Genomic DNA, 23808 nt, shown 5'->3' with positions numbered 1-23808 from the left:
TGTATCAACTTTATCGTATTGATTGTTCGTATTCACCACAAGCTTGTAAGAATGCCCCTATTCCTTTTTGATCGTTCGTAATAATAGATTCACTTATATAATATGCAAAGGAGCCATCGCGCTTTTCACCTACACCTAAGCCAGCAACTTCACAGTTTTTATTTAGATTAACCCATCCTTCTTTGGTCTCGAGTATAAACTCTGTGATCAGTCCATTAAATGCTACGTCCAACGTCTCATTCCAGCTCATGTCCAATACACCTAATCGAATTCCTTTGGCTGTAGCATAAGTGATCATACTTGAAGCAGATGCTTCCAAATAATTTCCTTTGCGTTCACCCAGATTAACCACTTGATACCAGACTCCTGAGTCCGCATCATTCCACCTGCTCAGACGGTTAAGATGGCGGTTATCGTCGTTGCAACCATCCCCAAATTTCTGGGGGCGTTCTCTAGGGTGGTATGTCATGGCTTTAGTGGATGTATTAGAAATTCTACCAAGCGACCATGGCGATTATTGTGACGGCCTAATCTTAGTTATGGGTTCTAATAAACTAGCTAAGAAATTAGGAGAAGACGGTGTTTACTAAGGAATTCTTACTTTTACTAGGCAGCATCTTATCTAGGTAAAAGTGGAAGATATAGCTGTAGCTTACCAATTATAGAAATGGGGTAGTCAATATGAGACATAAGACTCGAAAATTAGCAGCTTTGATGATTTGTACCGCACTATTAATAACGGCATGTGGAAATGGAGCAGAACAAGGTAGCGCTAGTGACAGTAATGGGAATTATGTTTTATAAAATTTTCATTCCGATTTTAATCTTGGGAGTAGGTCTTGTAATTAGTTTTGGTAGTTATATCTACTATAGTACGACGAGTTCAGTCATCGAGAGGGTTGCTAGTACAAAACAAAGTTTCATTGCACAAACCAAAAATAATGTGGAACATAAAATCCAAAGTATTGAATATGCCTTCAACACTTACAGCACCACCAGTTCTTTTAGCGAGGTAGTGAAGAAGAAAATCACCTTAAAGGACTTTGAGTTATATAAGTCTTCCCGTTCCATTTCGGTCAAATAAGATAAGGTTCCATTCATAATTCGCCAATTCTGCTCCAGACTGATGAGTGAGTACCCTGTTTCATCCATTCCCATAGTGGCAATATAGTTAAGTTGCGAATTGACATCACGGTAACTGGTGCGTATTCTGAATGATACATTAAGTGCATTGAAGACCTATCAGCTCATTGCCTATCCATTTGTACAAAAACACTTTACAAAAGGCGCGTTGTTAGGCGCTGTTAAAGGATCTCCTTTAATTCTTGTCATCAACATTATTATAGCGCTTTCATAACATATACGCATACTATTTAATCATTGACTTTAAAAAAAGTAGTACCTACAATGAAATCGTTAACATTTCCAATTAAAGAAATATATGAATATATTATACCCGAATTGTGGACAGTTTTAGTATTCGATATATTCAGAATTGTTAACGTGTGCAGATTGATTTATTAACAAGGAGGAGATCACATGACACATACTCTATTTATCGCGGGAGATTCCACTGCCGCACTCAAAGGGGCAAGCGAGAAGCCAATGACAGGCTGGGGTGAGTACCTGCAAGGTTATTTTGGAACAGCTATTCGTGTAGATAATCGTGCGATCAATGGGCGAAGTACCAAGTCGTATATAGCTGATGGGCGATTGGATGCTATTAAAAGAGACTTTCAATCCGGTGACTTCCTATTTATTCAATTTGGACACAACGATGAAAAAAAAGAAGACTCTTCTCGGTATACGGATCCCGAAACAGACTATCGCTTAAATCTAATTCAATTTATTGAATCCGCTCGACAGCTCGGTGGAACTCCGGTTCTGTTGACCTCTGTAAATCGCCGCCGCTTCAACCCAGATGGACAACCCGATCCACTTGCTGTAGGTCCTTATCCTTCCATCATGAGACAAGTAGCTGAAGAAACGCAGACAGCGTTACTTGATATTTTCGCAGCATCTCAACAACTCTACCTGTCATTAGGAGCAGAGAAATCCAAGACATTGTTTATGCATTTGCCTAAACAAGAACATCCTAATTATCCAAATGGTCTCGTGGACGACACACATTTCTCAGAAGAAGGAGCACGGCAAATAGCCAATCTTGTGGCACAAGCCATTACACATGCTACTTCATTACCTATACTAAAAGGAGCACTCCTATGACAATTCCCCTTCATCTAGGAATCCGAGCGCATGACTTTGGACAAATCCCATTGAACGACTTAATTAAAAAGATACAACATTATAATCTCTCACATATTCAATTTGCAGTGAAGAAATCTTTTCCTGAAAGTGTTCCGAGTCTATCTGCTATAAGTCCTGGTACGGCCAGTTACTTTGGTAATGCATTTAGGCAAGCAGGGATCCATATGGCAGTTCTAGGTTGTTACGTCAATATAGTGGACAGAGATCCACAGAAACGAACACAAGCCTTAGCTGCGTTTAGTACCCACCTTCGTTTGGCTAGAGATTTCGGTGCCAGTCTAGTAGGTACGGAGACAGGTAGCGTTGGACAAGGATATACAACGGACAATTTTACAGAAGAAGCTTTTCAACAAGTAATCACTTCGGTAAGCGAAATGGTGGAAGAAGCTGAACGTTTCGGTGTAACCGTTGGGATTGAGGCAGGACTACATCACCCACTTTACACTGCTCCATTAACACGGCGACTATTAGATGCTGTTCCATCTAACAATCTTCAAATTATTTTGGATTGCGCCAATCTGATGTCGCCTACCAATTACTTGCAACAGGAAACTATCATTGCTGAGGCGTTGGAACTCTTAGGAAATCGGATTGCGGTCATTCATTTAAAAGACTTTGTAGTTAAGGATGGAGCTATCCATATCGTCCCTGTTGGACAGGGATGGCTTCAGTTTGAACCTATTCTTCGCTATATGAAATACCAACGCCCTCATATCCATGGGATATTGGAGAGCACAACGGAAGAACATCTGGAGGAAAGTATATTTTTTTTAGAGAGGATTTATCAGGAAGTGTAGATTGTGGCTAATCACTATAACTCATTTTTGACAAATTTATCCTACAAAAAAACAAATGGGTGCCCAAGTCATTTTCATGGCTTTGTGCACCCCAATTTGAGGATCAACAATCTACGGTTCAATCAACCCATACTTGATCTTTATCCGATCCAATTTCTCTATCATCGGCTGGGAAATGAAGAAGAGGAACACAACCGTAGCAATCGCATGCACCATATCGAACCAGAATCCTGAGATATACGTGGCAAGTAGAGCCTTCCATGAGAACTGTGACGTAAACATCAAAAGTGACCCTATATTAATGATACCCCCATAAATTAAAAAAGTGGCAAATCCTCCAAACACACATAGGGAAAGTCTTGTCTTTTTCAGCATCCCTTTTTTAAATAAGATCCCTGCGCCAAAACCTATAATGCCAAAACAGAACATTTGCCACGGTGTCCATGGTCCTTGACCGAAGAAAAAGTTAGATACAAACCCGGTCATGGCACCTACGAGAAACCCAGCCTCTGCACCCAAACACACCCCTGCTATAATCACAATAGCCACCACAGGCTTGAACTGTGGCAACATGAAAAAGGCCCCTCGTCCTGCCACAGCAATAGCTGTTAATACGGCGATTACGATTAATTCTCGTGCCTGCGGCTTTCGATTCTCAAAACCCATGGCAAAGGGAATCATCGTATATAATACAATCAATAAACTTATAAAATAATACTTACGATCATCCAAGGCAAAAACGCCAAGCACAATCGTAGCTGGAATGACCATGAGAATAAGCAACACTGCTAATAGGGTTCTACGACTCAACCGATTGATCTTTAATGGCTTGTCTGACATCGTTCAATCACATCCTCTATAGTTACGGCCTCAGGCCATATATGGCGAACCATACGATTAGCGGCTGTTGTATAAAAGCTATTTCCTGAGAAGAATTCATGGGTTGGTTTCGATGTAATAATCTGGCCATCAAAGAACATTGCACACACATCTGCATACTTGGCACAAAATTCAATATCGTGCGACACCATCACAATCGTAACACCCTTGGCTTGTAAGTTCTTCAGAAATACAGCAAGCTTTTCTTTAAAAAAACCATCCAGTCCTTTCGTTGGTTCATCGAGCAATAAGACCCTCGGCTCTAATAAGAGCACCTTAGCCAATCCCACTCGCTGCTGCTCTCCTCCACTCAAGTCATAAGGATGCATGGCTAGTAAAGGTTCAAGCTCTGCAAACTTAATTATGGTATCTACTTTAGATACCTTTTCTTCCTTCGTTAGAGCCTTATCGGATAACATTTCATATAAGTCCAGTTCAACGGTTTTCTTCACAAATAACGTCTGTGGACTTTGAGGCAATATACCAAGATTCTGAGAGAATAGCTCTTTCGCATTCATCTTGGCAGGATTCTTTCCCCCTAAGAGAACTTTCCCACGATGTGGCTGAAGGATTCCACTAATGAGCGATAGTGTTGATGTTTTACCGGTCCCATTACCACCAACGATACAATAAAATTGACCCTCTTGTACTTCAAAAGATAAATCCTTGATAATATCCGATCCGTTCTTCTCGTATTTAAACCACACATCTTTGAATGTAATGGCGCTTCTATTAGATATCTCCGAAATACCTTTCGTATCATCGATTGTCACCGCTGTTTTATCACGAAGTAAAGCATTTACCCATTGGCGTCCATCCTTCACCGTAATCGGACAGGCCAAGTCATTGTCCACTCCTGCATAAATCTGCATCGGCGAAGGCATCGAACGGAACATCGGGTGATTCAACCCACTTAACATTTCGCCAACCTTATGAGGTGAATCATCAGCAATGATCACTCCTGCGTCCATAACAATGAGACGATCTGAGATCGGAAGAATATCTTCCAGACGATGTTCTGTCATAATAACCGTAGTCCCAAGATCTCGATTTATTTTCTTTATCGTTTCCAAAAAGTCAGCCGCCGCAATCGGATCTAATTGTGAGGTAGGCTCATCGAGAATTAATACCGAAGGGTGCATCGCCATAATGGAAGCCAAGTTTAAGAGCTGTTTCTGACCTCCAGAAAGCTCTGCCACATTCTTATGAAACCAAGTCTGGATGCCAAAGAAACTTGCCATTTCAGCTACACGTAAACGAATCGTACTGCTGTCATATCCTAAGCTTTCTAGCCCAAAGGCAAGCTCATGCCATACTTTATCCGTCACAATCTGATTGTCAGGGTTCTGAAGTACAAACCCGATCTCAGATGCCTGTGTTCGATGATCCATTTCTTCTATCGGTTGTCCTTTGAAGAAAATAGATCCGTCACGTTTGCCATGTGGTGTAAGTATCGTTTTCAATTGCCTTAATAATGTGCTCTTTCCGCAACCTGACTTCCCACATATCGTAATAAACGCTCCACTTTCTATAGACAGATTAATATGAGAAAGAGCCTCCTTCTCTTGTTCTGGAAAAGTAAAACTTATATCTTGGATTGTATAGATTTCCATTTCATTCCCTCCAGCACATTGATGATTATAGGTATCATGCATAGAACCCAATAAGCGATATACACAACCACACTGAACGACGAAATGGCTTGTGCTTTAACTGATGGAAAGAATCGGATCGTGTTCTCACCCATTACTGCCCCTATTAGAATCACAACAGTTAATCCCAACATACTCGTCATCGCAAGTTGATCCCGCCGATCGAACCGAAAGATCGAAAAGCTCGTGCGGTGTGGCAATCCGTATCCTCTAGACTTCATCGAATCAGCCGTTTCTATCGCATTTTCTAATGCCCAAGTCGTCATGATCGATAATATGGTAATTCCATTTCGAGCCCTTGTCAGCATATTTCCCTGTGTAACATCTCTTCCTATACACTTCTGAGCATTCGATATCACCTTAATTTGTGTCATATACCTAGGAACGAAACGAAGCACCATAGAGAAGATCAACGATAGCGATGGCAACATTTTTCCGAAAATATAAATAAACTTATCTGAAGTCATCACTACGTTATAGCAGGAGAACCAAACGATCACGATCACAAACATACAAGCTGCTGCCACACCAAACAGAATCGATTCTAGCGTAATGGGATTTCCATTGTCTAGATAAAATAGAATCGTAACACCCGCATGATTAAACATAGGATTCATCACAGCCATGATCAATAATAAAGGAAGCATATAGAGTACATTAAATGTAATAGCACTTTTCCCTTTTAACATAATGGAATACACAATGGCACTCATAAGGGCGATTATTTGAAAGATAGGATGCATGAAGAACATACTAAATAGCAATATCACGACAAAATAAACAAAATTAACAATCGGATGGAAGGTAGCGAAGGAATCCTTCATTTTCATTACTTGCCTTCCCCCGTTACGGCCATATATCCACCTACATCTCGGCCTAAATCACACGTATATACCCAGTCAATGACGTCCCCATCATGAAGTACATATCGACTTGCACCATAGTTCGGAAACCACCCATTAACCTTGTACATCCATCCACTAAGTTCTCCACAATCAAATTCATATAGATTGTTAATGCCCTCGATATAGTTACTGTTGTAGATCGGGGTCATGGTAAATTCCATATGAATTTTATTCTTCTTCATCTCTCTTAGTAATACATCAAATACGGATTCTCCTTCATAAAAGGTTACCTTTTGCTGCTTATATATGACGCCACCAGCTGGCAACACTTCAAGCTTATCCTTATTTAATTTATCCATATTATTTAAAATCGTTGTTGCTGAAACTGACAGCGTAACCGTTAGTTCTTCCTTCTTGTTTATCGTTACATCCTGCCACTCCACAGGTTCTGGTTTGCCTTCCGGCACAGGATCTGTCAGATATTTATCCTTTTTACTCTCTTTATTAGTTTCTGATTTACTAGTTGGGGATTTGCTTGTTGATGATTTCGTTGGTTCCTTATCATCTGATTTTGTAGCTGGAGCCGTTACAAGCTGCTTAGATCCTGCTTTCCCTGCTTCTTCTCCCACTTTAACTACGGGTTTATCAATCACTATTACTGGTCTATCTGTCTCTACCACGGTGTCTGATTTCGTCCCCGTTCCTATTTCTACTGCTTTTTCAACTTCCGTATCTTTTTCTTTTTTATCCGTTTCTTGTTCTTTTTCCGCTGCATGATCTTCTGACTTATTCGCATCTTCAGATTTCAGCTCGGTTGCCTTCTTATCCAATTCTGAGGTTCCCTCCGCAACGCTATCAGTATCTTCGTCTTGCTGAGACGCTATATTGTGAGAGGAATCTATGTCACTTATAACCCCAATCTCTGAGTAATCGTCAGCGAGCTTATTCGTACTCTTCTGATAGTCTCCACCCCAAAAGAATGCAATAGTTAGTATACCTATGATTAATATTGCCGCTAACCATCTTTTCTTGTTTTTTAACATATCTATGTCCCACCTTAAAATAACGAAGCAAGGGCACACGCTTCTACCCTTGCTTCGTTATTCAGATTATTTACTATTTAACGTCCGTCATGTCATACAGACGTGTCTGTCCATTCATAAACCGTTCATAAGCTACAAGGGCATACAATGCCTGATCTGTAGCCATAAGATCGACTTCACCTGGATTCGCACCTCCATTACCTTTGTCACCTGAATGAATATGGTAGAACCCACCACTTGGTGCAGCAAAGCTTAGTAACGCGTCAATTGGAGACTTTCCATTCTTTATAAATCTGGAGTCACTGTCAGGATCTATACCAAGACTAGTTAAAGCTACAATGACCTGAGCAATACTCTCAGAGTTCACAGAGCCCCAGCTGGTGTAACCCCCATCCGTCGTCTGAGCTTTGGACAACCAGGCAACGCCGCGATCCACAGCAGCTTTTACATCTGAACGTGTTGCATAATACGGCGTAAGCCCTTGAATGGCCATGGCAGTGATATCCGCATCGGATACATCAGGGCTATCACCTAATGCCCATCCACCTCCATTAATCTCTCTTTTCAATATAAAATCAATGAGCATGTCTCTTGTTGTCTGCATCTTAACACCTGTAACCGTTGGTATTTCATAATGATTACTATCCAGGGCAATAAGCGCAAAGATAGGTCCATTAATCCCCTGTTTAATTAAGGTGTCGAAATCTGCGAGAGGTTTTCTTAAGTTATATCCCGCTACATCGTCAATATCTCTACCGACAGAAGTTAACGCTAGAATTACTCTGTCATACTCCGTATATTTTACATTGTGCAGTTTTCCTGATTTTTCATTTAGTATTTTTACCACATTGGCATAGTATTTCGCGTAATAGGCATCCGGAACTGACACACCCGAACGTGCTAATCCGAATACCGTCCAATCCCCACCAACACTAGCTATAACAGGATCAGTAACTGCCTTTTGCAAAAAAGCTGCTGTGTCTTGAATCGTTTCCTTAACTTTTTGATGTTCTACCTTACCTACGACTACATCCGATCCCTTATTTCCATTCTTATAGTCATAAGCCCTAGTAGCAACTACCGCTGCCATCTCTCTTGTTACGAAATCTTTGGGTCTGAATTGACTATCACTACCCACCATTAATTCTAGTGCATTAATAGTCTCCACATCTGTTCTAGCCCAAGCGGATACACTATTGAAATCTTTGAGTTGCGTTGTTAACTTCGTAGGGTTAATTCCCAGCGCTCTTACAATTGTTGCTGCCATTTGCTCCCGGGTAATCTTATCGGTGGGATTAAATTCATGATTAAAGCCTGTAATGAATCCTGCTTTATAAGCCGCATTAACATAAGGATAGAACCAATCATCTGTAGCAACATCCTTGAAGCTAATACTTTTGTCTACTGTTAGATCAAGTCCGAGAACTGTCGCTATTATTTTGGTAAACTCTGCTCTTGTAATGTTAGATTTCGGATTAAACTTCCCATTATTCCCTTGAATAAACCCGTTCTGCGTTGCCACACCAATAGCTTCATACGCCCATAAGGAGATGACATTGGCATCTGTATATATTTTTTTCAAATCTATTGGGTTTACCACATCAACAGGATTCACCACATTAAATTTGCTAACGGTATACGACACAAAGGTTGTCATCACATTTGTTTTTAAATAGAGATCGTTGCCCTTAATAAAGGAATAAGTTTGCTTCACATTCCCTTTTGTCGCTTGGATCCCGTTCTCTTCCGTGTTATACATCGTAATTGGTGTAAATGTATTGCCTTCTATGAACCCTGGAAGTTGCTCTTTGCCACCTTTGAAGATAAAGGTAACAGGTTTATCAAATAGCGCTTGATTAGAACCATTTCCCATCACGAAGACTTGATTCAATTTTTCTAACTTTTCATTTTCTTTCAGTGTTCCTTTAATAAGATTTGGTATGGTTGTAGTGTTCGTGTCAGCTGATGTCATAAGTTCAATCTTAGGATCTCCCGTTTTCAGTTGAGTTCCTTTCTCGATAACAACCGATGTATCCCCTTTTACTACCGTAATCATTGGAATATCGTCTTTGACATCTGCTACATTAAGCAACACTTTCGATTGAACATTTGGAATGTTAATCGTGATATTCGTGGTATTTTTAAGTTCCTTTAATATGTTCAGCGTATAGTCCATGGAGATATCCTTAGGCACATTGATAACTGGTGTTTTGTCATCAGATTGAATAACGATTCCTTGACCTACCGATAGTTGACCTTCGGAAGTCTGATCCCATTGGCTAAGGTCTTCACCTAAATCTGTACCTAGATCAGTCGTATAACGCCACTGTACATAATCCCCATCATTCAAAATATATTGACTCGCTCCATAGTTGGGATACCAGCCGTTGACATTATACATCCAGCCACTGCCGCTACCATGGTCAAATTCTCCATCACCCGCAATGGATTCCATATAGATACTTCCATATTTTTCAGTCCAAGAAAAATTGTAACCTATATTACGTTTATCAAGCACTCTTTTTAATACGGTCCAAGCCGTGTCACCCGGTTGTAATTCAACTCTTATAGCTGCAACAACATCGCCCTTGTTTATCGTAAGCTTATCTACAGATAGAGTTACATAAGATTTCAGTTCAGGAGTTGGTGTTACTGGCGGTACCTCTGGTGTTACAGGCGGCACTTCTGGTGTCACTGGCGGCACTTCTGGTGTCACTGGTGGCACTTCTGGTGTTGCCGGTGGCACCTCTGGTGTTGCCGGTGGCAATTCCGGTTGTTTCCCTTGTACATCTGTCATATCATAGAGACCTTGTTGACCATTCACAAATCGATCATAGGCCACTAGAGCAAAAGTACCTTGGTCCGTAGCCATACCGTCTACTTTACCCGCTACAGCCCCACCATTACCTGATGCTCCCGGTTTAACGTGCATAAACCCGCCTTCAGGAACAGCAAATGATAGCAAGGCATCTATAGTAGAATAGCCATTTTTAATAAACCTTGAATCCGTATGTGGATCGATACCTAGACCCGTTAAAGCTACAACAACCTGTGCAATACTTTCGCTATTAATACTTCCCCAACTTGCATAGCCACCCTCATCTTTTTGCGCTTGGGATAACCATACAATCGCTCGATCCACTGCCTCTTTTACATCTTGACGCGTCTCATAATATGGCGTAAGTCCTTGTATTGCCATTCCGGTGACATCAGGATCTGGAACTTTACCGCTTAATGCCCATCCTCCACCACTAATCTCTTTTGCCAAAATATAATCGATCAGCATATCTCGCGTAGTCTGTGTTTTTACACCTGCAACGATCGGTATATCATAATGATTACTGTCTAGTGCTATAAGAGCAAAAATGGGTCCATTAATACCTTGTTTAATAACTGTGCTGTAATCAGCTAGCTTTTCAAGTTGATTGTAACCACCCACATCGATAACACCTTTACCAATAGAGGTTAATCCCAATATTACCCTTGAATGCTCTGTATATTTCACTTTATGTAGTACGCCATTCGCATTCTGCAATACTTTAACAACATTGTTGTAGTAGTTCTCGTAATAGTCATCAGGAACGGTATAATTAGCTCTTGCTAAAGAAAGGATAGACCATTCTCCGCCGCCTGTTCCAAGGGTAGGGTTAGTTACAGTTTTAAGAATATAAGCTAGATTGTTATCTAACTGTTCTTTTGCTGATAGAGTAGCGTTTAAAGTGCTTTGTACACTTAACCTATTCATCTTGGGTATGAAATCTGTGTATACATCACTTGTTACAGCTGTTTGATCGCTGAAATAATCTCCATTTGTTAATGAATTACTAGATTCTGCACCCCCCGTATCCGCATAAGACACGGTCATACTGGTTGCAACCGTAGATATAAATATACATACGATTAGTAACCAAGCTATGAATTTATTATTTCTCATTTGTATCATCTCCCTTTCATTTCACTCAAATTAGCAACCTTCTGTAGAACTAACACAACAAAAAAACCTCTCAACTAGAAAAGTTAAGAGGTTTATATATAGTAAACAGCTAAAATTAGCATGCACTAATAAACACCTTCTATCCATCGTAGAGTTAATGGTGTAACAAAAACAGGCAGGTATTCTGGCTTAAGTATCAACACCCTTACACCCTTCCCAGTTTCCCAGTGGTTTCTTGTAAGGACTCCTCTATTACAGCGGCGGGACCGCGTGGGATTTACACCCACTTCCCTTTTAACCAATTCATGTTCAGTTCGACGAACTGCATAATTGGCACCTGTTTCTAATATTCAATTCTTGAACATCATATCTAATATAGGCTCTTTTGTCATGTTAATATTTTCATTCTTAAATTAAAACAGAGCTGACTTCTGGTAAGTACAGGAATCAGCTCTCTTCTTAGATGCTATATATTATCGATGATTCCTATTTTCTGCAAAACGTATCGCCCTACCAATCAGAGGAGCCATAATTGAAAGGTGCCCTTCATCTTCGAAGCAGCGATGCTCAACGTGGAAGCCAGGAATGTCTGCCTGACTCAAGCGTTCATACATGAGCCTTGCATCCTGAATCATATGAGGTTTCTCTTGGCTCCCTACACCGATATAGAGTGACGATTTCAAAGGAGTAAGCTGTGCACTCTCGCTCAGATTATCCACATAAGGGACGATATATCCATTCTTCCACCAGATCGACGGACTACCCGCAACATAATTTTGAAAAGCTTCGCCCTTCATAAACAATGTATACAAGACAAAAAATCCACCGAGCGAATGTCCAAACAACGTTTGTTGATCTCGATTAATTGCATATATTTGTTCAATGAAAGGTTTAAGTTCTTGTTCTATGAACAATAAGAAACGTTCTGCACCTCCCGTTACTGGCCAAGGTGAATCGTCCTTACGCGGAGGTAATTCATCATCACTCGCATAGATGGTATAATCATTAAATCTTCGTGGTGTATCGAGTGGTTGATCCGTATCATAACCGATGCCAACCACTATAGATGGCTCTATCCGATAAGGTCCCATACTGAGCAGGCGAACTGTCTCGGTCATCGTACCAAAGGCTGCATTACCATCTAACATATAAATAACGGGAAATCCATTCTCCGGAGCTATCGTTGGTGGTACCCAGATCATCACTCGGTAATGTTCACCTGCATCACTGGTCAGATTCCATTGCTCTGCTCCTGGGATCGTGAAGGTTGAGCGTATAGGATTATCGTTCATCTATGATCTCTCCTTCACTAAATAACCTCATCATTCCTCTAATAAAATAAGGTGTGAAGAAGAAATCGTCATGAGTACCTCTCGGATCGGTTTCAAATGTCAGTTGATCTGGTGGAAAACCCTTATCGAGCAATAGGGCATGTGCTTCCTTCGTATGCATGACCATGCCGCGTTGTATATTCGTCTTGTAGATCCCTTCCAGCTCCCCGACATACATATATATGCGATGATTTGTCGCTGAAATGGTCTCCTTATCCATAAATGACAGAACATTTTCATACCAGAAGGAAGCCGAGATGAGTGCAATTTTTCCAAACACTTGAGGGTATTGGTAGTAAGCATACATGGAGACAAGACCGCCCAAGGAACAACCTGCAATCCCTGTATGCTCAGGTCCTGACATCGTTCGATAATTAGCATCTATATACGGTATAATTTCATGGACAAGAACCTTTAAATATTCCTGTGCTCCCCCACCGAAATCTTGCAAGCCCGGTACAAGTGATGGCGCTTCCCATGGTGTATAATCCATACTGCGATTATGCGGCTTTATCCCTACAAAGATTATTTCGGGTAGTTGCTTGGTCATTACTAAATGGTCAATATAATTGAATCCTCTGAGTACAACTTCCCCCTCATCCTGTACATAGACAACGGGATAATGCTTCTTACCTTTACCATAGGATAGAGGTAGATAAATGATAAGCTCATATCCTGCTGAAAGCTCCGTTCTGTGTCTTCCATTCATGATTGACACCCTCCCTATCTAAAGATCTGTGTGAGATTTGACGTGATCGAAAGGTTATTTTCTTCTTCCCCGATAGAGCTGAAATAGAAAATAAGGAACGCCAATAATAGAAACAACAATACCTACCGGAAGTTGTGCAGGTGCAAATATGGTCTTTCCAATGAAATCTCCGACGATGACCATCAACATTCCAATTACACCACATGCGGGTACGATATATTTGTAATGAATTCCAACCAAGCGCCTAGCAATATGTGGGGCAATTAAACCAACAAAACTAATACTTCCAGAGACAGCAACACACGCACTAATTAATCCAACACAGCACAACAACAGAATTTGTCTTTCCCTTTGCGCGTGAACGCCTAATCCCTTCACACTCATTTCACCTAATTGCATGAGATCAAGAATATGCGCTTTTTTCCATATTACCGGTACCAAAATCAGAATCCAGGGTAGTGTCGTAACAACATGCTTCCAATTCGCACTATAAATACTACCCGATAGCCATACGGTAGCCATTTCGAAATCCTGTGGACTCATTTTTAATGAAATATACATTGTAAGTGAACCAAAACCCGAACCAAGTGCAATGCCGACCAAAATTAATCGCTGTGGATCTAATTCACCGTTATGCTTAGCAAACATATACAACAGGATAACAGCCGCGATTCCCCCGATCCAACCGAACATCGGCATGGTCATTACCGTCAACCAGCTAGGACCCTTAATCGTACCATGGAACAAGAACATGCCCAGTACAACCGAAGTTCCAGCCGCTGCATGAATGCCTAGAATACCTGGATCAGCGAGCGGATTTTTGGTTATTCCCTGAAGCACGGCACCCGATATCCCCAAGCCGAAGCCTACCAACGCACCAATAAGTATACGTGGAAGTCGAAAATCAAAAATGACAAGATCATGTTCCCGCGTTGAATCGATTCGTAGCAGAGTACGAATAACATCTGTAGCAGATAGATCGAAGGCTCCATTCGTGAGACTCACATATATGCCACAGACGATCAAAATACAAGTTACAAGAATAACGCTCCAGAAACGTCTTACCTGTGAGGTTTTATTCACGTTGCTTCCCTCCTCCTTTTGTCTTAATTAAGTAGAGGAAATAGGGCACACCGAATAGTGCTGTTACAACACCCACTGGCGTTTCGAACGGATAATTCACGAAACGACTGATGAGATCACACCATGCAAGAAATAGCGCACCGATTAAAGCACTATATGGGATAATCCGCCGATAATTTTGTCCGATGATAAAACGTGTAATATGCGGAATAATTAACCCGATAAAAGCTATCTTTCCTGCGATCGCTACAGAGATACCCGTCAATAGGATAACACTCACCATCGTTAATGCTTTGATCATAAAAATATTTACACCTAGTCCGGTCGCCATCTCATCACCAAAAGACAACGCTGTGATCCAACGAGCCACTACAAATGCGATCGCAAGACCCACAATTGCAAATGGAATAGCCAGCTTGATGATTGTTGGATCCATCTGATGTAGACGTGCATTGTACCAGAAACTAATATTCTGAGACACTTGAAAATAGGTAGACAACGCTTGTGAGACTGCGCTTAAAAAAGTACCAATAATTGTACCCAACACCGCCAGTGTAATGGGAGACATGCCACCCGGTAACAGTCGGGCCATACCAAACACAAGAAAGGCTCCAAATGCTGAGCCTATCAAGGAATACAGAATCATAGATATAGAGGAACTACCTGGCACGAAGATCATGCATAGCGTAATCACGAATGCAGAACCATCTGATACCCCCATAATTTCAGGGGATGCAAGGTAATTCCTTGTCATCCCTTGCATCAATGCACCGGATACAGCTAAAAATGCACCTATGAGCAATGCTCCAACTACACGTGGAATTCTGGAAGTACGGATAATCAGATGATCGATATTTTCAGCATCATAATGGAAGATCGCATTGGTTACCGTCTCAGTATCAATAGATTTCGTTCCATAAAGTATCGATGCAATCATCGTAAAGATAATGAGAACAATCCCTAATCCTATAAACGTAGCAGATCTGATTCTTGTGTCCGGACGTATCATTCAACAAGCTTATCCAACATTGCATTTAAGAATTGCTTCCGGCTCCAGGCAGGACCACCCTCAGAAAGTGGATCAATCAAGTTTACGTATACATGTTCTTCTTTAACCGCAGTTATCTTTTGGATAATAGGGTTATCAAGAACATCGTCTAGCGTATTCAATGCATCCGGATTCTCATCTGTAGAGAATTGAATCAATACGTAGTCTGGATTCATCATGGCCAGTTGTTCAACAGATACCGCCTCCTGAGACTTAGAAGCTGCTACCATTTCTGGCACACTCAGACCAAGATCTCCATACAAGATCGGATTTACAAATATAGTCGGTGAATACATGAATATTTGACCCGCACGAACACGAAGTGCTACGACTTGCTTATCACTCAACTTGTTCGACAACGTCGATTTAGCCGACTCAACATCCTTTTTATATTTAGCGATTTCTTGTTCAGCCTGCTTACGCTTCCCTGACAAGTCTCCCATTAGGAGTAGATTATCCTCCCAGTCTGTTGCAATGTTCGATACCCGAATCGTAGGTGCAATTTTCTTCAATTGTTCAACAATGTCATCCGGGAATTTCGTCGTTCCTAGAATGACATCCGGTTTAAGCTTCAGAATGGTCTCAAAATTAGGCTCCATCTTCTCACCGATTGATTCTGCTTGATCGGTAATTGCCGCAAACCGTTCAGGAAACTTGCCCGAATATGTTACGGCTCCGACAGGATGCACATCGAGGACAAGTGCATCTTCATGTGCTTCCAACGAACCCGTAATGACGATCCGCTCAACATTAGTTGGAAGTGTATAGGTTTCTCCTAAATATTCAATTGTTCGTTCGCTTGATTCCCCGTTGGTCGAAGTTGCCTGCTCACTACTAACTGCACCCTCAGTCGCTACCGCTGACGACTCGTTCGTTGTGTTATTTCCTCCGCATGCCGTAAGCATAACCATACATACTGCCAACAAACTTATAACGTTAAGTAACTTTTTCATCTCTCTATTAAATCCCTTCTCATTAAATTAGGTTACAATGAACTACTAGACATTCACCAGTAATTGATAATGATTATCACTGTCTAAGTATAGATGGAGGACTTGGACTCATCCATGGACAAAATCCTGAAATGTGATGGATTATCTACTTCTAAAAGTTGAACAATCTGCTCCAGCATCCTTAGTTGCGCATGTGCAGAATATTCACGCCATGGATCAGATGAAATAAGATGAACTCGCTTGCGATGTACAGCCGTAATCACTTGCCAGTGTGGATCATTCTGCAACTGTATCCAATGCTCCAAAGTCTTTCGATCTTGTCGAACCAGCATTAAAATATGGTCCGGATTCAAGCGCTCAATCTCTTCAAGCGTGATCGGCTTGTCGTAGGTCAACGTATCGCAATGGAAAGCCGGAGTTAATCCCAAGTCCTGGTATAGGAGACTAGCCATTCCTTGATTACAATACACACAGAGCTGATGATTGATCATACGAAGACATAAGAATGTATCTTGATGAGTAGACTGTTGCAACCGTATCTTCGCTTCCTGAATTTGATGCTCATACTTTTTAATCCACTTCTCCGCTTGCCAAGATTCACCAAACTCTTCAGCAAGTACGCGCAATTGTTCACGCCAATTCATCGTCGTTGGAATAAGACAAATTTTCGTAGCTATATTCTGAAGTGCATTACGTTCTAACTCCTCAAGATCATCCATCGCAATAATGATATCTGCCGAGAGCGATTGTAGCTGATCTATATTCCAATTCCAGTCCTGATTATAACGATAGGCGCTCAGATGAATCGGGATCTCACCACGATAGTCTCGATAATAGTGTTCCGTCCATTTCGGATGAAGGGGTGCTGCATAAGGCATGATATTAAGTGCAACCATGTAGCCAATAACACCCGATTGGTAGGCGACTAACCTACGACGACGAGCATTCATATAGATGGTTGGTGATACACCAATATCCTTCTTAAATTTACGGCTGAAGTAGAATTCATCTGCATAGCCAACCCTGTGCGCAATTTCACGTAACTTGGCGTTAGGTTGCGCCATTAACCGCTTCGCTTCCTGTAATCGTAGCTCTGATACATATTCCTTCGCACTTTTGCCATACTTCTTTTTGAACAAATCCACAAAATACTTAGGACTTAGCTTACTCACCTGCGCCAATTGCTCAATCAATAACGATTCCGTATAATGAACCTCAATGTACTCCTTTGCCGCTTCTAATGCTGAAGACGAAGTTGTTGCCTCTCGTAACCGATATGTATGGATATAGAATAAGATTTCTTGAAAATCAATTTGACAGCGAAATAGCTCCCGCTTCTCTTTACGGCTCCATTTCCGATAGAGTTCCTCACACATATTCGCAAGCCCATTCAGCGGATTCACCATAATCTTGCCCTTAGGTCCAATCAACTGTGCGTTCTTAATCGGATTTAAAGAGCGGATATCCCCTTCATCATCGTCATCGCAATGCTCGAACACGTCAAAATAAAATATATACATCTCTACCCCCTCACTAGAGACGACAGCCCCATAAGTACTATCAGGCATACTGATATATATAGAATGCCGATCCAACTCCGCATGCTGGTGATCCAGAATCAGTTGCAATACGCCACTCGTAACAACGATAAGTGAATAAGATAATACCAGTTGTTGCTTCAGTTGTTCGCTACTGAAACCTTGCGAATAATCAACCGAACGTAATCTGTACATATAGCCATCCAGCGTGCAAGAATCCAAGTATTTGTTAGTTATGACATCATCCAATCGGATTCACCACCAATTATCAATATAATAAAACATAGATTCCTTCATTATATTGATAATGATAATTATTCGCAATAGAAGCCAAGTCTAGTAATCTTTCAGCTTTAATGTTCTTTGATTCCAGCAAGAAGGCAAAGAAAAAAGCATTCATGGCTTCAGGCCATGGAATGCTTCGTATGGATTACGCTATGCTAATCAAGTAGAAACGGCAATGCTGTCCTTTTTTAAAGACGGCACACGTTTCAGTGGAAGCACAAGGAATAGAGTATCAAGTGAACCTCACCTCATGAACGTTCTTATTTAATATCGCTCAGACACCATTTTGGCTTGTGTGAACAATAACAGGTAGTCTCGTCCCCCGGCTTTTGAATCGGTTCCCGACATATTGAACCCGCCAAATGGATGTGTTCCCACCAATGCCCCTGTGCACTTGCGGTTAAAATAAAGATTACCTACGAAAAATTCACGACGTGCCTTCTCTAAATTAGCACGATTATTCGTTATTACAGCACCTGTTAAACCATATTCGGTATTGTTCGCGAAGGCTAAAGCTTCTTCAAATGATGTAGCCTTAGTAAATGCTACAACGGGTCCAAAGATCTCTTCCTGTGACACACGAGCCGTCGAATCGACGTCAGCAAAAATGGTGGGCTCAATAAAGTAGCCTTTGGAGTCTCCTGTGTTGCCGCCTATAACTAGGCGGCCTTCTTGTTTACCGATTTCGATATATGCCTGAATTTTGCGATATGCCTTCTCGTCAACAACCGGACCAATGTTAGTCGCAAGATCTGCTGGGTTGCCCATGATTAGCTTCTCTGTACGCTCAATGACTTTATTTAATACCGCATCATAAACATCCTCATGAATAATGGCTCGGGAACACGCGGAGCATTTCTGTCCCGAGAAGCCAAATGCCGACGCCGTAATAGCGTCCGCTGCTAATTCTAAATCGGCATCATCATCTACAACGATGGTATCCTTTCCTCCCATTTCCGCGATGACGCGTTTAATCCACTTTTGACCTGGATTAGTTCGAGCAGCACGTTCGTTAATACGTAAGCCTACGTCTCGTGATCCGGTGAAACTTATGAAACGCGTCAAATGGTGATCCACTAGATAGTCACCCACTTCTTCACCAGGACTTGGGAGGAAGTTCACGACACCAGCTGGCAATCCTGCTTCTTCTAGCAATGCAATGAATTTCGCTGCGATAACAGGGGTCGTACTAGCTGGTTTCAACACAACTGTATTACCAGCCACAATCGAGGCTGTTGTCATACCAACCATAATCGCAAGCGGAAAGTTCCATGGCGGAATGACGATACCTACGCCAAGCGGAACATAATACAGCTCATTTTCTTCTTCTTCCATGATTGTTAACGGTTGCGGTTGGTTAAGGCGCTGCATCTCACGGGCGTAGAATTCCATGAAGTCGATCGCCTCTGCTGTGTCTGCATCTGCTTCTGCACGCGTTTTGCCCGCTTCAAACGTCATCCATGCAGAGAATTCATGCTTGCGACGTCGCAACATCGCAGCCGCTCTATACAAATAACGGGCTCTTTCATTCGGATCGACCTGTTTCCATGTTTCGAATGTGCTTGCCGCTGTTTGAATCGCTTGTTCAGCCAAATCACGATCACCTTGTGAGACGGTACCGATGACCTGCGAGTGTAATGCTGGATTCACTGAAGCAACTTCACGCTCCGTCTTGATCTTTTGTCCACCGATGACTAGAGGATAGGATTTCCCGAGTTCCTTCTCCACCTTTTTAAGTGCTGCATCGTATTCTTTATTGTTCTGCTCATCCTTGAAGTTTGTAAATATCTCATTCTTGAATTCTACTCTCATCTGTTATGCCTCCCTCTTATTATTCGAATATCCACGAGTTCATGCCTGGACCAAATGATAGCTAAGCACCATTCGCCCCCTAAAGGTCAATTGTACGAAACAGTCCTATCCACTATTCCCCTATCATAAAGATGAATAAAGCGCTCACCATCAATGGGTATTATTCATGCTCAAATAATAGAACAACCATAAGAACTTGGAAGGGGCACTAGTCATGGATATCGGCTCAGAGCTTTATCGAAAAGTTGTACTAACCATTGCCGGCAATTCAGTCTTTGAGAAACTATCTATTAAGTATGGTAAAAAATTAGCGATGAAATTTATTGCAAGTGATCACTTGCAAGGAGCTTTAAAAGAGATCCAAGCGTTGAATGATAAAGGAATTATGGCTACATTGGATGCGCTCGGCGAAGGAATCAAACATCTGAGCGAAGCTGAGGGATATAGAGATGAGTACCTAAGACTTATTGAAGGAATTAATCACGCGGGTGTGAATTCTAATATTTCACTAAAACCTACGCAAATGGGACTCTCTCTTAACCCTGAAACATGCTATGAGAATATACGTGCAGTCGTTAGTAAAGCACATGAGAATAACAACTTTGTTCGGATCGATATGGAAGACTCCTCTTTTACACAAGCGACGATTGATATCGTGTTGCGTCTTCATAAGGAAGGTTTGACGAATGTAGGTACTGTCATACAAGCATATTTATTCCGAACTGAGCAGGACGTCAAGGATTTAATCACTCAGAATGTTCGCCTGCGCGTAGTTAAAGGTGCTTACAAGGAACCTAGTACGATCGCTATCCAAAACAAAAATGAGGTCATTGACAATCTCAAGAAAATGATCCGCATGCACCTCGACCAGGGTATTTATACAGCGATAGCTTCTCACGACGATACAGTCATAGATTGGGTAAAGGAATATGTGAAGAAACATACTATTTCAAAAGACAACTTCGAGTTCCAAATGTTATATGGCTTACGCACACAATACCAAGAACAATTGGCGAGTGAAGGCTACCGCGTTCGTTGTTATGTACCTTATGGCACGATGTGGTACCCCTACTATACACGCCGTTTGGCTGAGAAACCTGCGAACTTGATGATGGTTTTGAAGAACATGAACAGCTGAAGGAGAGCGGCTGTTTAGGAGCAGATGATCAAAGAGTAACCGGACAGGATCAAATGATTAAGAGCAACGGCAATGGCGTCCCTTTTAGGTGGAGCCTTTTTATGTGGAAATATAAGGGGATTGGGCATCAAGAATCGATTTAGATGCATCGACGATTATGAAATGGATTCAAATGAAACTTATACTATGCAAAAAGGGACAATGAGGCGGTTATGACCGCTCATTGCCACTTCTTTATATGATTCTTTCCGATAGTTAGTTGATTTAACAGGAAAATTTCCTGCGATTATCGGGAGAGTAACTTATGGCAGTTGAGTTCATTTAACGGGAGAACCTCCCGTTAAATAGTTGGTAGAGCACCTTGTATCGCTATATAACCATTAGACACTGGTTACTATTCACCTGCCATCAATAGTTACTGATCTCTTATCATCAATTCTCTCGACAGAGTTACCGGCCCCAAGTAACGATTCCCGCCATGGATCATCAGTTCTCTATCACCGATTCCCTCCATGGAGTTACAAAAGCCCAAGTATCGATCCCCCATCGAGCACCGATCACCTATCGTCGGCAACTACCTATCATCGCTCACCTTCCATCGCTTATCACTCATTGCTCACCGCCCCCCTAACTACTCCTTCGCGATTAACCTCAATCTACAATTTCCGTTCACACAATGTTCTATCGTTACGAACATTCAGTAGTTACAGCTGGTTTATGTTCTAGTGCCGAACCATGAGCCTCATTTCATCGTAACGCTGGGACTTAAGGTAATTTCAAATACGCGTCCCCAAAGGTAATTAGGATTTATGTTCGGAAGTGATACGTTATGATACATCGCATATATCCATGTTGAGCCGCTAATTTGACGTACATTGGTTGCTGCCGTTGAAGAGCCAATTCGGAAGGCATTCTTCCCAGCAAGCGTGTTGGTGTGTGTCTGCATTCGATCTCGCAAGAGAGTCGTCATAACGTTGTAGTCACTCGCCGAGTTGAAGAGAATCATGTTCTGATCGGGATACAGAACATTCGTATATAATGTGTGTGCTCTCGCATACGTCCGAATTTCGGCAATCGCAATAGCTTTATAATAGTAGTCTTTCAAGAAACGTTTGAACAATAGTGATCCGTGTGCGTTCACTGCATTCTGAAGGGATTTAGCATGTTTTTCCGTAACTAAATATGTGTGTCGTGCTTGCCCCATTCCGAGCGCAATCCCAATTTTATTCCCCGCCGTATTCCAAGCACTGTACCCTAGAATGCCTCCAGTATAAGGACTCTCTAGTAAAGCCTCAGTTACCGTTCCATTCGCAGCACCATTTGCTACAAAATCTATAACAACTGTAGGGATACGATCGTTACTATTTGACTGAATACGTGATACGGCACTTGAGACTTGATTAGCATCCGTAATCGCAATGATTTCTAAGTCATAGGGACCACTTGTGACAAATTGCCCCCCAATAATATCAATGTGACGCTGAATATTCTCATGTACCGTCATGTACTCGTATGAGTTAATGATCGTTGATCCATGGGGACCATAATATTGCACCATATACTTTGGTTTGACTTCACTAGGATAGAAATGCTTCGCCATACGAGCTATAAGCGAATGACCCAACCCATCTGCATCAGGAAGAATTATAGCACGATCAGGGTTCTGACCCTCCGTACCGCCAAGCCATTCATTAATACGTCCTTCAATAAAGCTAATCTCGTTGGCCTGTACACCTTGGGTAGAGGAATCATCGACACCAATTGCAAGGAAGTCAATATAACCTAACCGGGCAAGTTGATCCAGAATATAATAGTTCGTTTTAAATTTGTGTCTTCGTGCGTTATAATATTGCTCCTTATCGAAATAGACCGCATCTTCAACATTGGTGTCATCTGGTTTTACATTGTAACCGTTCAAGATATCGTTAAAATCGGAATAACTTTTTCGCGCTTGTTGGTTGAAAGCACGTGACTCTGTATAAGCATCATAATTTTGCCCCTCAACATAAGCTGACGTTGCTAATCGCATAATGGTATCCATCACATAAATAGGCTTACTAGGATAACATTGTTTGATTTCACGAATCACGTCTAATAACTTTGTCGTAACATCATCATAATGTGGAAAAGCCCTTCCACCACTTGCCCGAAGCCTTCTGCTTCCAATGAGCCCCCCGTAAGCAAGCATATCCGTTGAGATAATAAATCCATCTACATTCGATGCGTTATTAAGAATAAATTTTCGAATGTTCAATGTTTGACCAAATCTAGGAGAACTTGTGCCTAGAAGCGTGGATTCCGAGATTGTCTTTTGCGTGTCCAAGCGGTTCTGAATATCGTGAATATTGGGTGTAATGACTTCAATGCCAGCTGATCTTCCCTGTACAATAACATCATCCAGATTTACCGGGCGATCATCTAGTGGGACATATAGAATCTTTTTCATATTAACATCTCCATATATTCATGATAGACACAGGGTTCACTTGTTAA

At 41.5% G+C, this 23808-nt stretch carries 18 protein-coding genes, 2 pseudogenes and 1 riboswitch; of the genes and pseudogenes, 6 read left to right on the top strand and 14 right to left on the bottom strand.

The genetic code is table 11. The features are described from left to right. Positions 1 to 10: 10 nt before the first annotated feature. Positions 11 to 469, bottom strand: coding sequence for a glycoside hydrolase family 88 protein (locus tag AC1D7X_RS11855; RefSeq protein WP_495455445.1), 459 nt, complete (start codon positions 467 to 469; stop codon positions 11 to 13). On the opposite strand from AC1D7X_RS11855, the pseudogene AC1D7X_RS11850 reads away from it, so the two are divergent. From AC1D7X_RS11850 to AC1D7X_RS11830, 5 genes and pseudogenes are all read left to right on the top strand, one after another. Continuing rightward, positions 429 to 515: pseudogene (locus tag AC1D7X_RS11850) on the top strand (glycoside hydrolase family 88 protein); the annotation flags it as partial. The gene AC1D7X_RS11855 and the pseudogene AC1D7X_RS11850 overlap by 41 nt on opposite strands. A gap of 166 nt (positions 516 to 681) precedes the next feature. After that, positions 682 to 804, top strand: coding sequence for a hypothetical protein (locus AC1D7X_RS11845; protein ID WP_495455702.1), 123 nt, complete (start codon positions 682 to 684; stop codon positions 802 to 804). Next, positions 785 to 1060: pseudogene (locus tag AC1D7X_RS11840) on the top strand (AraC family transcriptional regulator); the annotation flags it as partial. The gene AC1D7X_RS11845 and the pseudogene AC1D7X_RS11840, both read left to right, overlap by 20 nt. Before the next feature lie 479 nt (positions 1061 to 1539). Next, on the top strand, positions 1540 to 2226 hold the full coding sequence (locus tag AC1D7X_RS11835) for a rhamnogalacturonan acetylesterase (RefSeq protein ID WP_495475288.1): 687 nt from the start codon (positions 1540 to 1542) through the stop codon (positions 2224 to 2226). Further along, a complete protein-coding gene (locus AC1D7X_RS11830; RefSeq protein ID WP_495455443.1) occupies positions 2223 to 3065 on the top strand; it encodes a sugar phosphate isomerase/epimerase family protein in 843 nt (280 codons plus the stop codon). The genes AC1D7X_RS11835 and AC1D7X_RS11830 overlap by 4 nt, the downstream gene beginning before the upstream one ends. A gap of 111 nt (positions 3066 to 3176) precedes the next feature. On the opposite strand, the gene AC1D7X_RS11825 is transcribed toward AC1D7X_RS11830, so the two are convergent. The 12 genes from AC1D7X_RS11825 to pruA all read right to left on the bottom strand — a co-directional run bounded on the left by AC1D7X_RS11825 (position 3177) and on the right by pruA (position 20177). Next, the gene (locus AC1D7X_RS11825; RefSeq protein ID WP_495475287.1) at positions 3177 to 3905 is read right to left on the bottom strand and encodes an ECF transporter S component; all 729 of its coding nucleotides are present in this window, start codon (positions 3903 to 3905) and stop codon (positions 3177 to 3179) included. Further along, a complete protein-coding gene (locus AC1D7X_RS11820; protein WP_495475286.1) occupies positions 3887 to 5557 on the bottom strand; it encodes an ABC transporter ATP-binding protein in 1671 nt (556 codons plus the stop codon). Before AC1D7X_RS11820 ends, AC1D7X_RS11825 begins: the two co-directional genes overlap by 19 nt. Further along, positions 5530 to 6426 (bottom strand): energy-coupling factor transporter transmembrane component T, encoded by an 897-nt coding sequence (locus tag AC1D7X_RS11815; RefSeq protein ID WP_495475285.1) that lies wholly within the window; start codon positions 6424 to 6426, stop codon positions 5530 to 5532. Before AC1D7X_RS11815 ends, AC1D7X_RS11820 begins: the two co-directional genes overlap by 28 nt. After that, positions 6426 to 7484 carry a DUF4430 domain-containing protein gene (locus AC1D7X_RS11810; protein ID WP_495475284.1) on the bottom strand — a complete coding sequence of 353 codons (1059 nt, stop codon included), beginning with the start codon at positions 7482 to 7484 and terminating at the stop codon, positions 6426 to 6428. The genes AC1D7X_RS11815 and AC1D7X_RS11810 overlap by 1 nt, the downstream gene beginning before the upstream one ends. 73 nt (positions 7485 to 7557) lie before the next feature. Next, entirely contained in the window at positions 7558 to 11418 is a 3861-nt protein-coding gene (locus tag AC1D7X_RS11805) for an S-layer homology domain-containing protein (RefSeq protein ID WP_495475283.1), read from the bottom strand. Positions 11419 to 11575: 157 nt separating this feature from the next. Further along, positions 11576 to 11774, bottom strand: a riboswitch (cobalamin riboswitch). Between the two features lie 117 nt (positions 11775 to 11891). Then, entirely contained in the window at positions 11892 to 12710 is an 819-nt protein-coding gene (locus AC1D7X_RS11800; RefSeq protein ID WP_495455437.1) for an alpha/beta hydrolase, read from the bottom strand. Beyond that, the gene (locus tag AC1D7X_RS11795) at positions 12700 to 13458 is read right to left on the bottom strand and encodes an alpha/beta hydrolase (protein ID WP_495475282.1); all 759 of its coding nucleotides are present in this window, start codon (positions 13456 to 13458) and stop codon (positions 12700 to 12702) included. Before AC1D7X_RS11795 ends, AC1D7X_RS11800 begins: the two co-directional genes overlap by 11 nt. A gap of 54 nt (positions 13459 to 13512) precedes the next feature. Beyond that, positions 13513 to 14541 carry a FecCD family ABC transporter permease gene (locus AC1D7X_RS11790; protein WP_495455435.1) on the bottom strand — a complete coding sequence of 343 codons (1029 nt, stop codon included), beginning with the start codon at positions 14539 to 14541 and terminating at the stop codon, positions 13513 to 13515. Then, positions 14534 to 15550 carry a FecCD family ABC transporter permease gene (locus tag AC1D7X_RS11785; RefSeq protein WP_495455434.1) on the bottom strand — a complete coding sequence of 339 codons (1017 nt, stop codon included), beginning with the start codon at positions 15548 to 15550 and terminating at the stop codon, positions 14534 to 14536. The genes AC1D7X_RS11790 and AC1D7X_RS11785 overlap by 8 nt, the downstream gene beginning before the upstream one ends. Continuing rightward, on the bottom strand, positions 15547 to 16542 hold the full coding sequence (locus AC1D7X_RS11780; protein ID WP_495475281.1) for an ABC transporter substrate-binding protein: 996 nt from the start codon (positions 16540 to 16542) through the stop codon (positions 15547 to 15549). Before AC1D7X_RS11780 ends, AC1D7X_RS11785 begins: the two co-directional genes overlap by 4 nt. 83 nt (positions 16543 to 16625) lie before the next feature. Further along, complete coding sequence (locus tag AC1D7X_RS11775; RefSeq protein WP_495475280.1) at positions 16626 to 18329, bottom strand: helix-turn-helix domain-containing protein; 1704 nt, start codon at positions 18327 to 18329, stop codon at positions 16626 to 16628. 300 nt (positions 18330 to 18629) lie between these two features. After that, positions 18630 to 20177 carry an L-glutamate gamma-semialdehyde dehydrogenase gene (gene pruA / locus AC1D7X_RS11770; RefSeq protein ID WP_495475279.1) on the bottom strand — a complete coding sequence of 516 codons (1548 nt, stop codon included), beginning with the start codon at positions 20175 to 20177 and terminating at the stop codon, positions 18630 to 18632. 214 nt (positions 20178 to 20391) lie between these two features. Here pruA and AC1D7X_RS11765 point away from each other — a divergent pair, with 214 nt between their 5' ends. Beyond that, positions 20392 to 21315, top strand: coding sequence for a proline dehydrogenase family protein (locus tag AC1D7X_RS11765; protein ID WP_495475278.1), 924 nt, complete (start codon positions 20392 to 20394; stop codon positions 21313 to 21315). Positions 21316 to 22057: 742 nt separating this feature from the next. On the opposite strand, the gene AC1D7X_RS11760 is transcribed toward AC1D7X_RS11765, so the two are convergent. Continuing rightward, entirely contained in the window at positions 22058 to 23761 is a 1704-nt protein-coding gene (locus tag AC1D7X_RS11760) for a DUF4127 family protein (RefSeq protein ID WP_495455429.1), read from the bottom strand. Positions 23762 to 23808 lie beyond the last annotated feature (47 nt).

The organism is Paenibacillus sp. Y568 (genome assembly GCF_059445545.1).
Note: the sequence above shows the minus strand (reverse complement) of the source record. Positions and strands in the feature narration are given on the sequence as shown.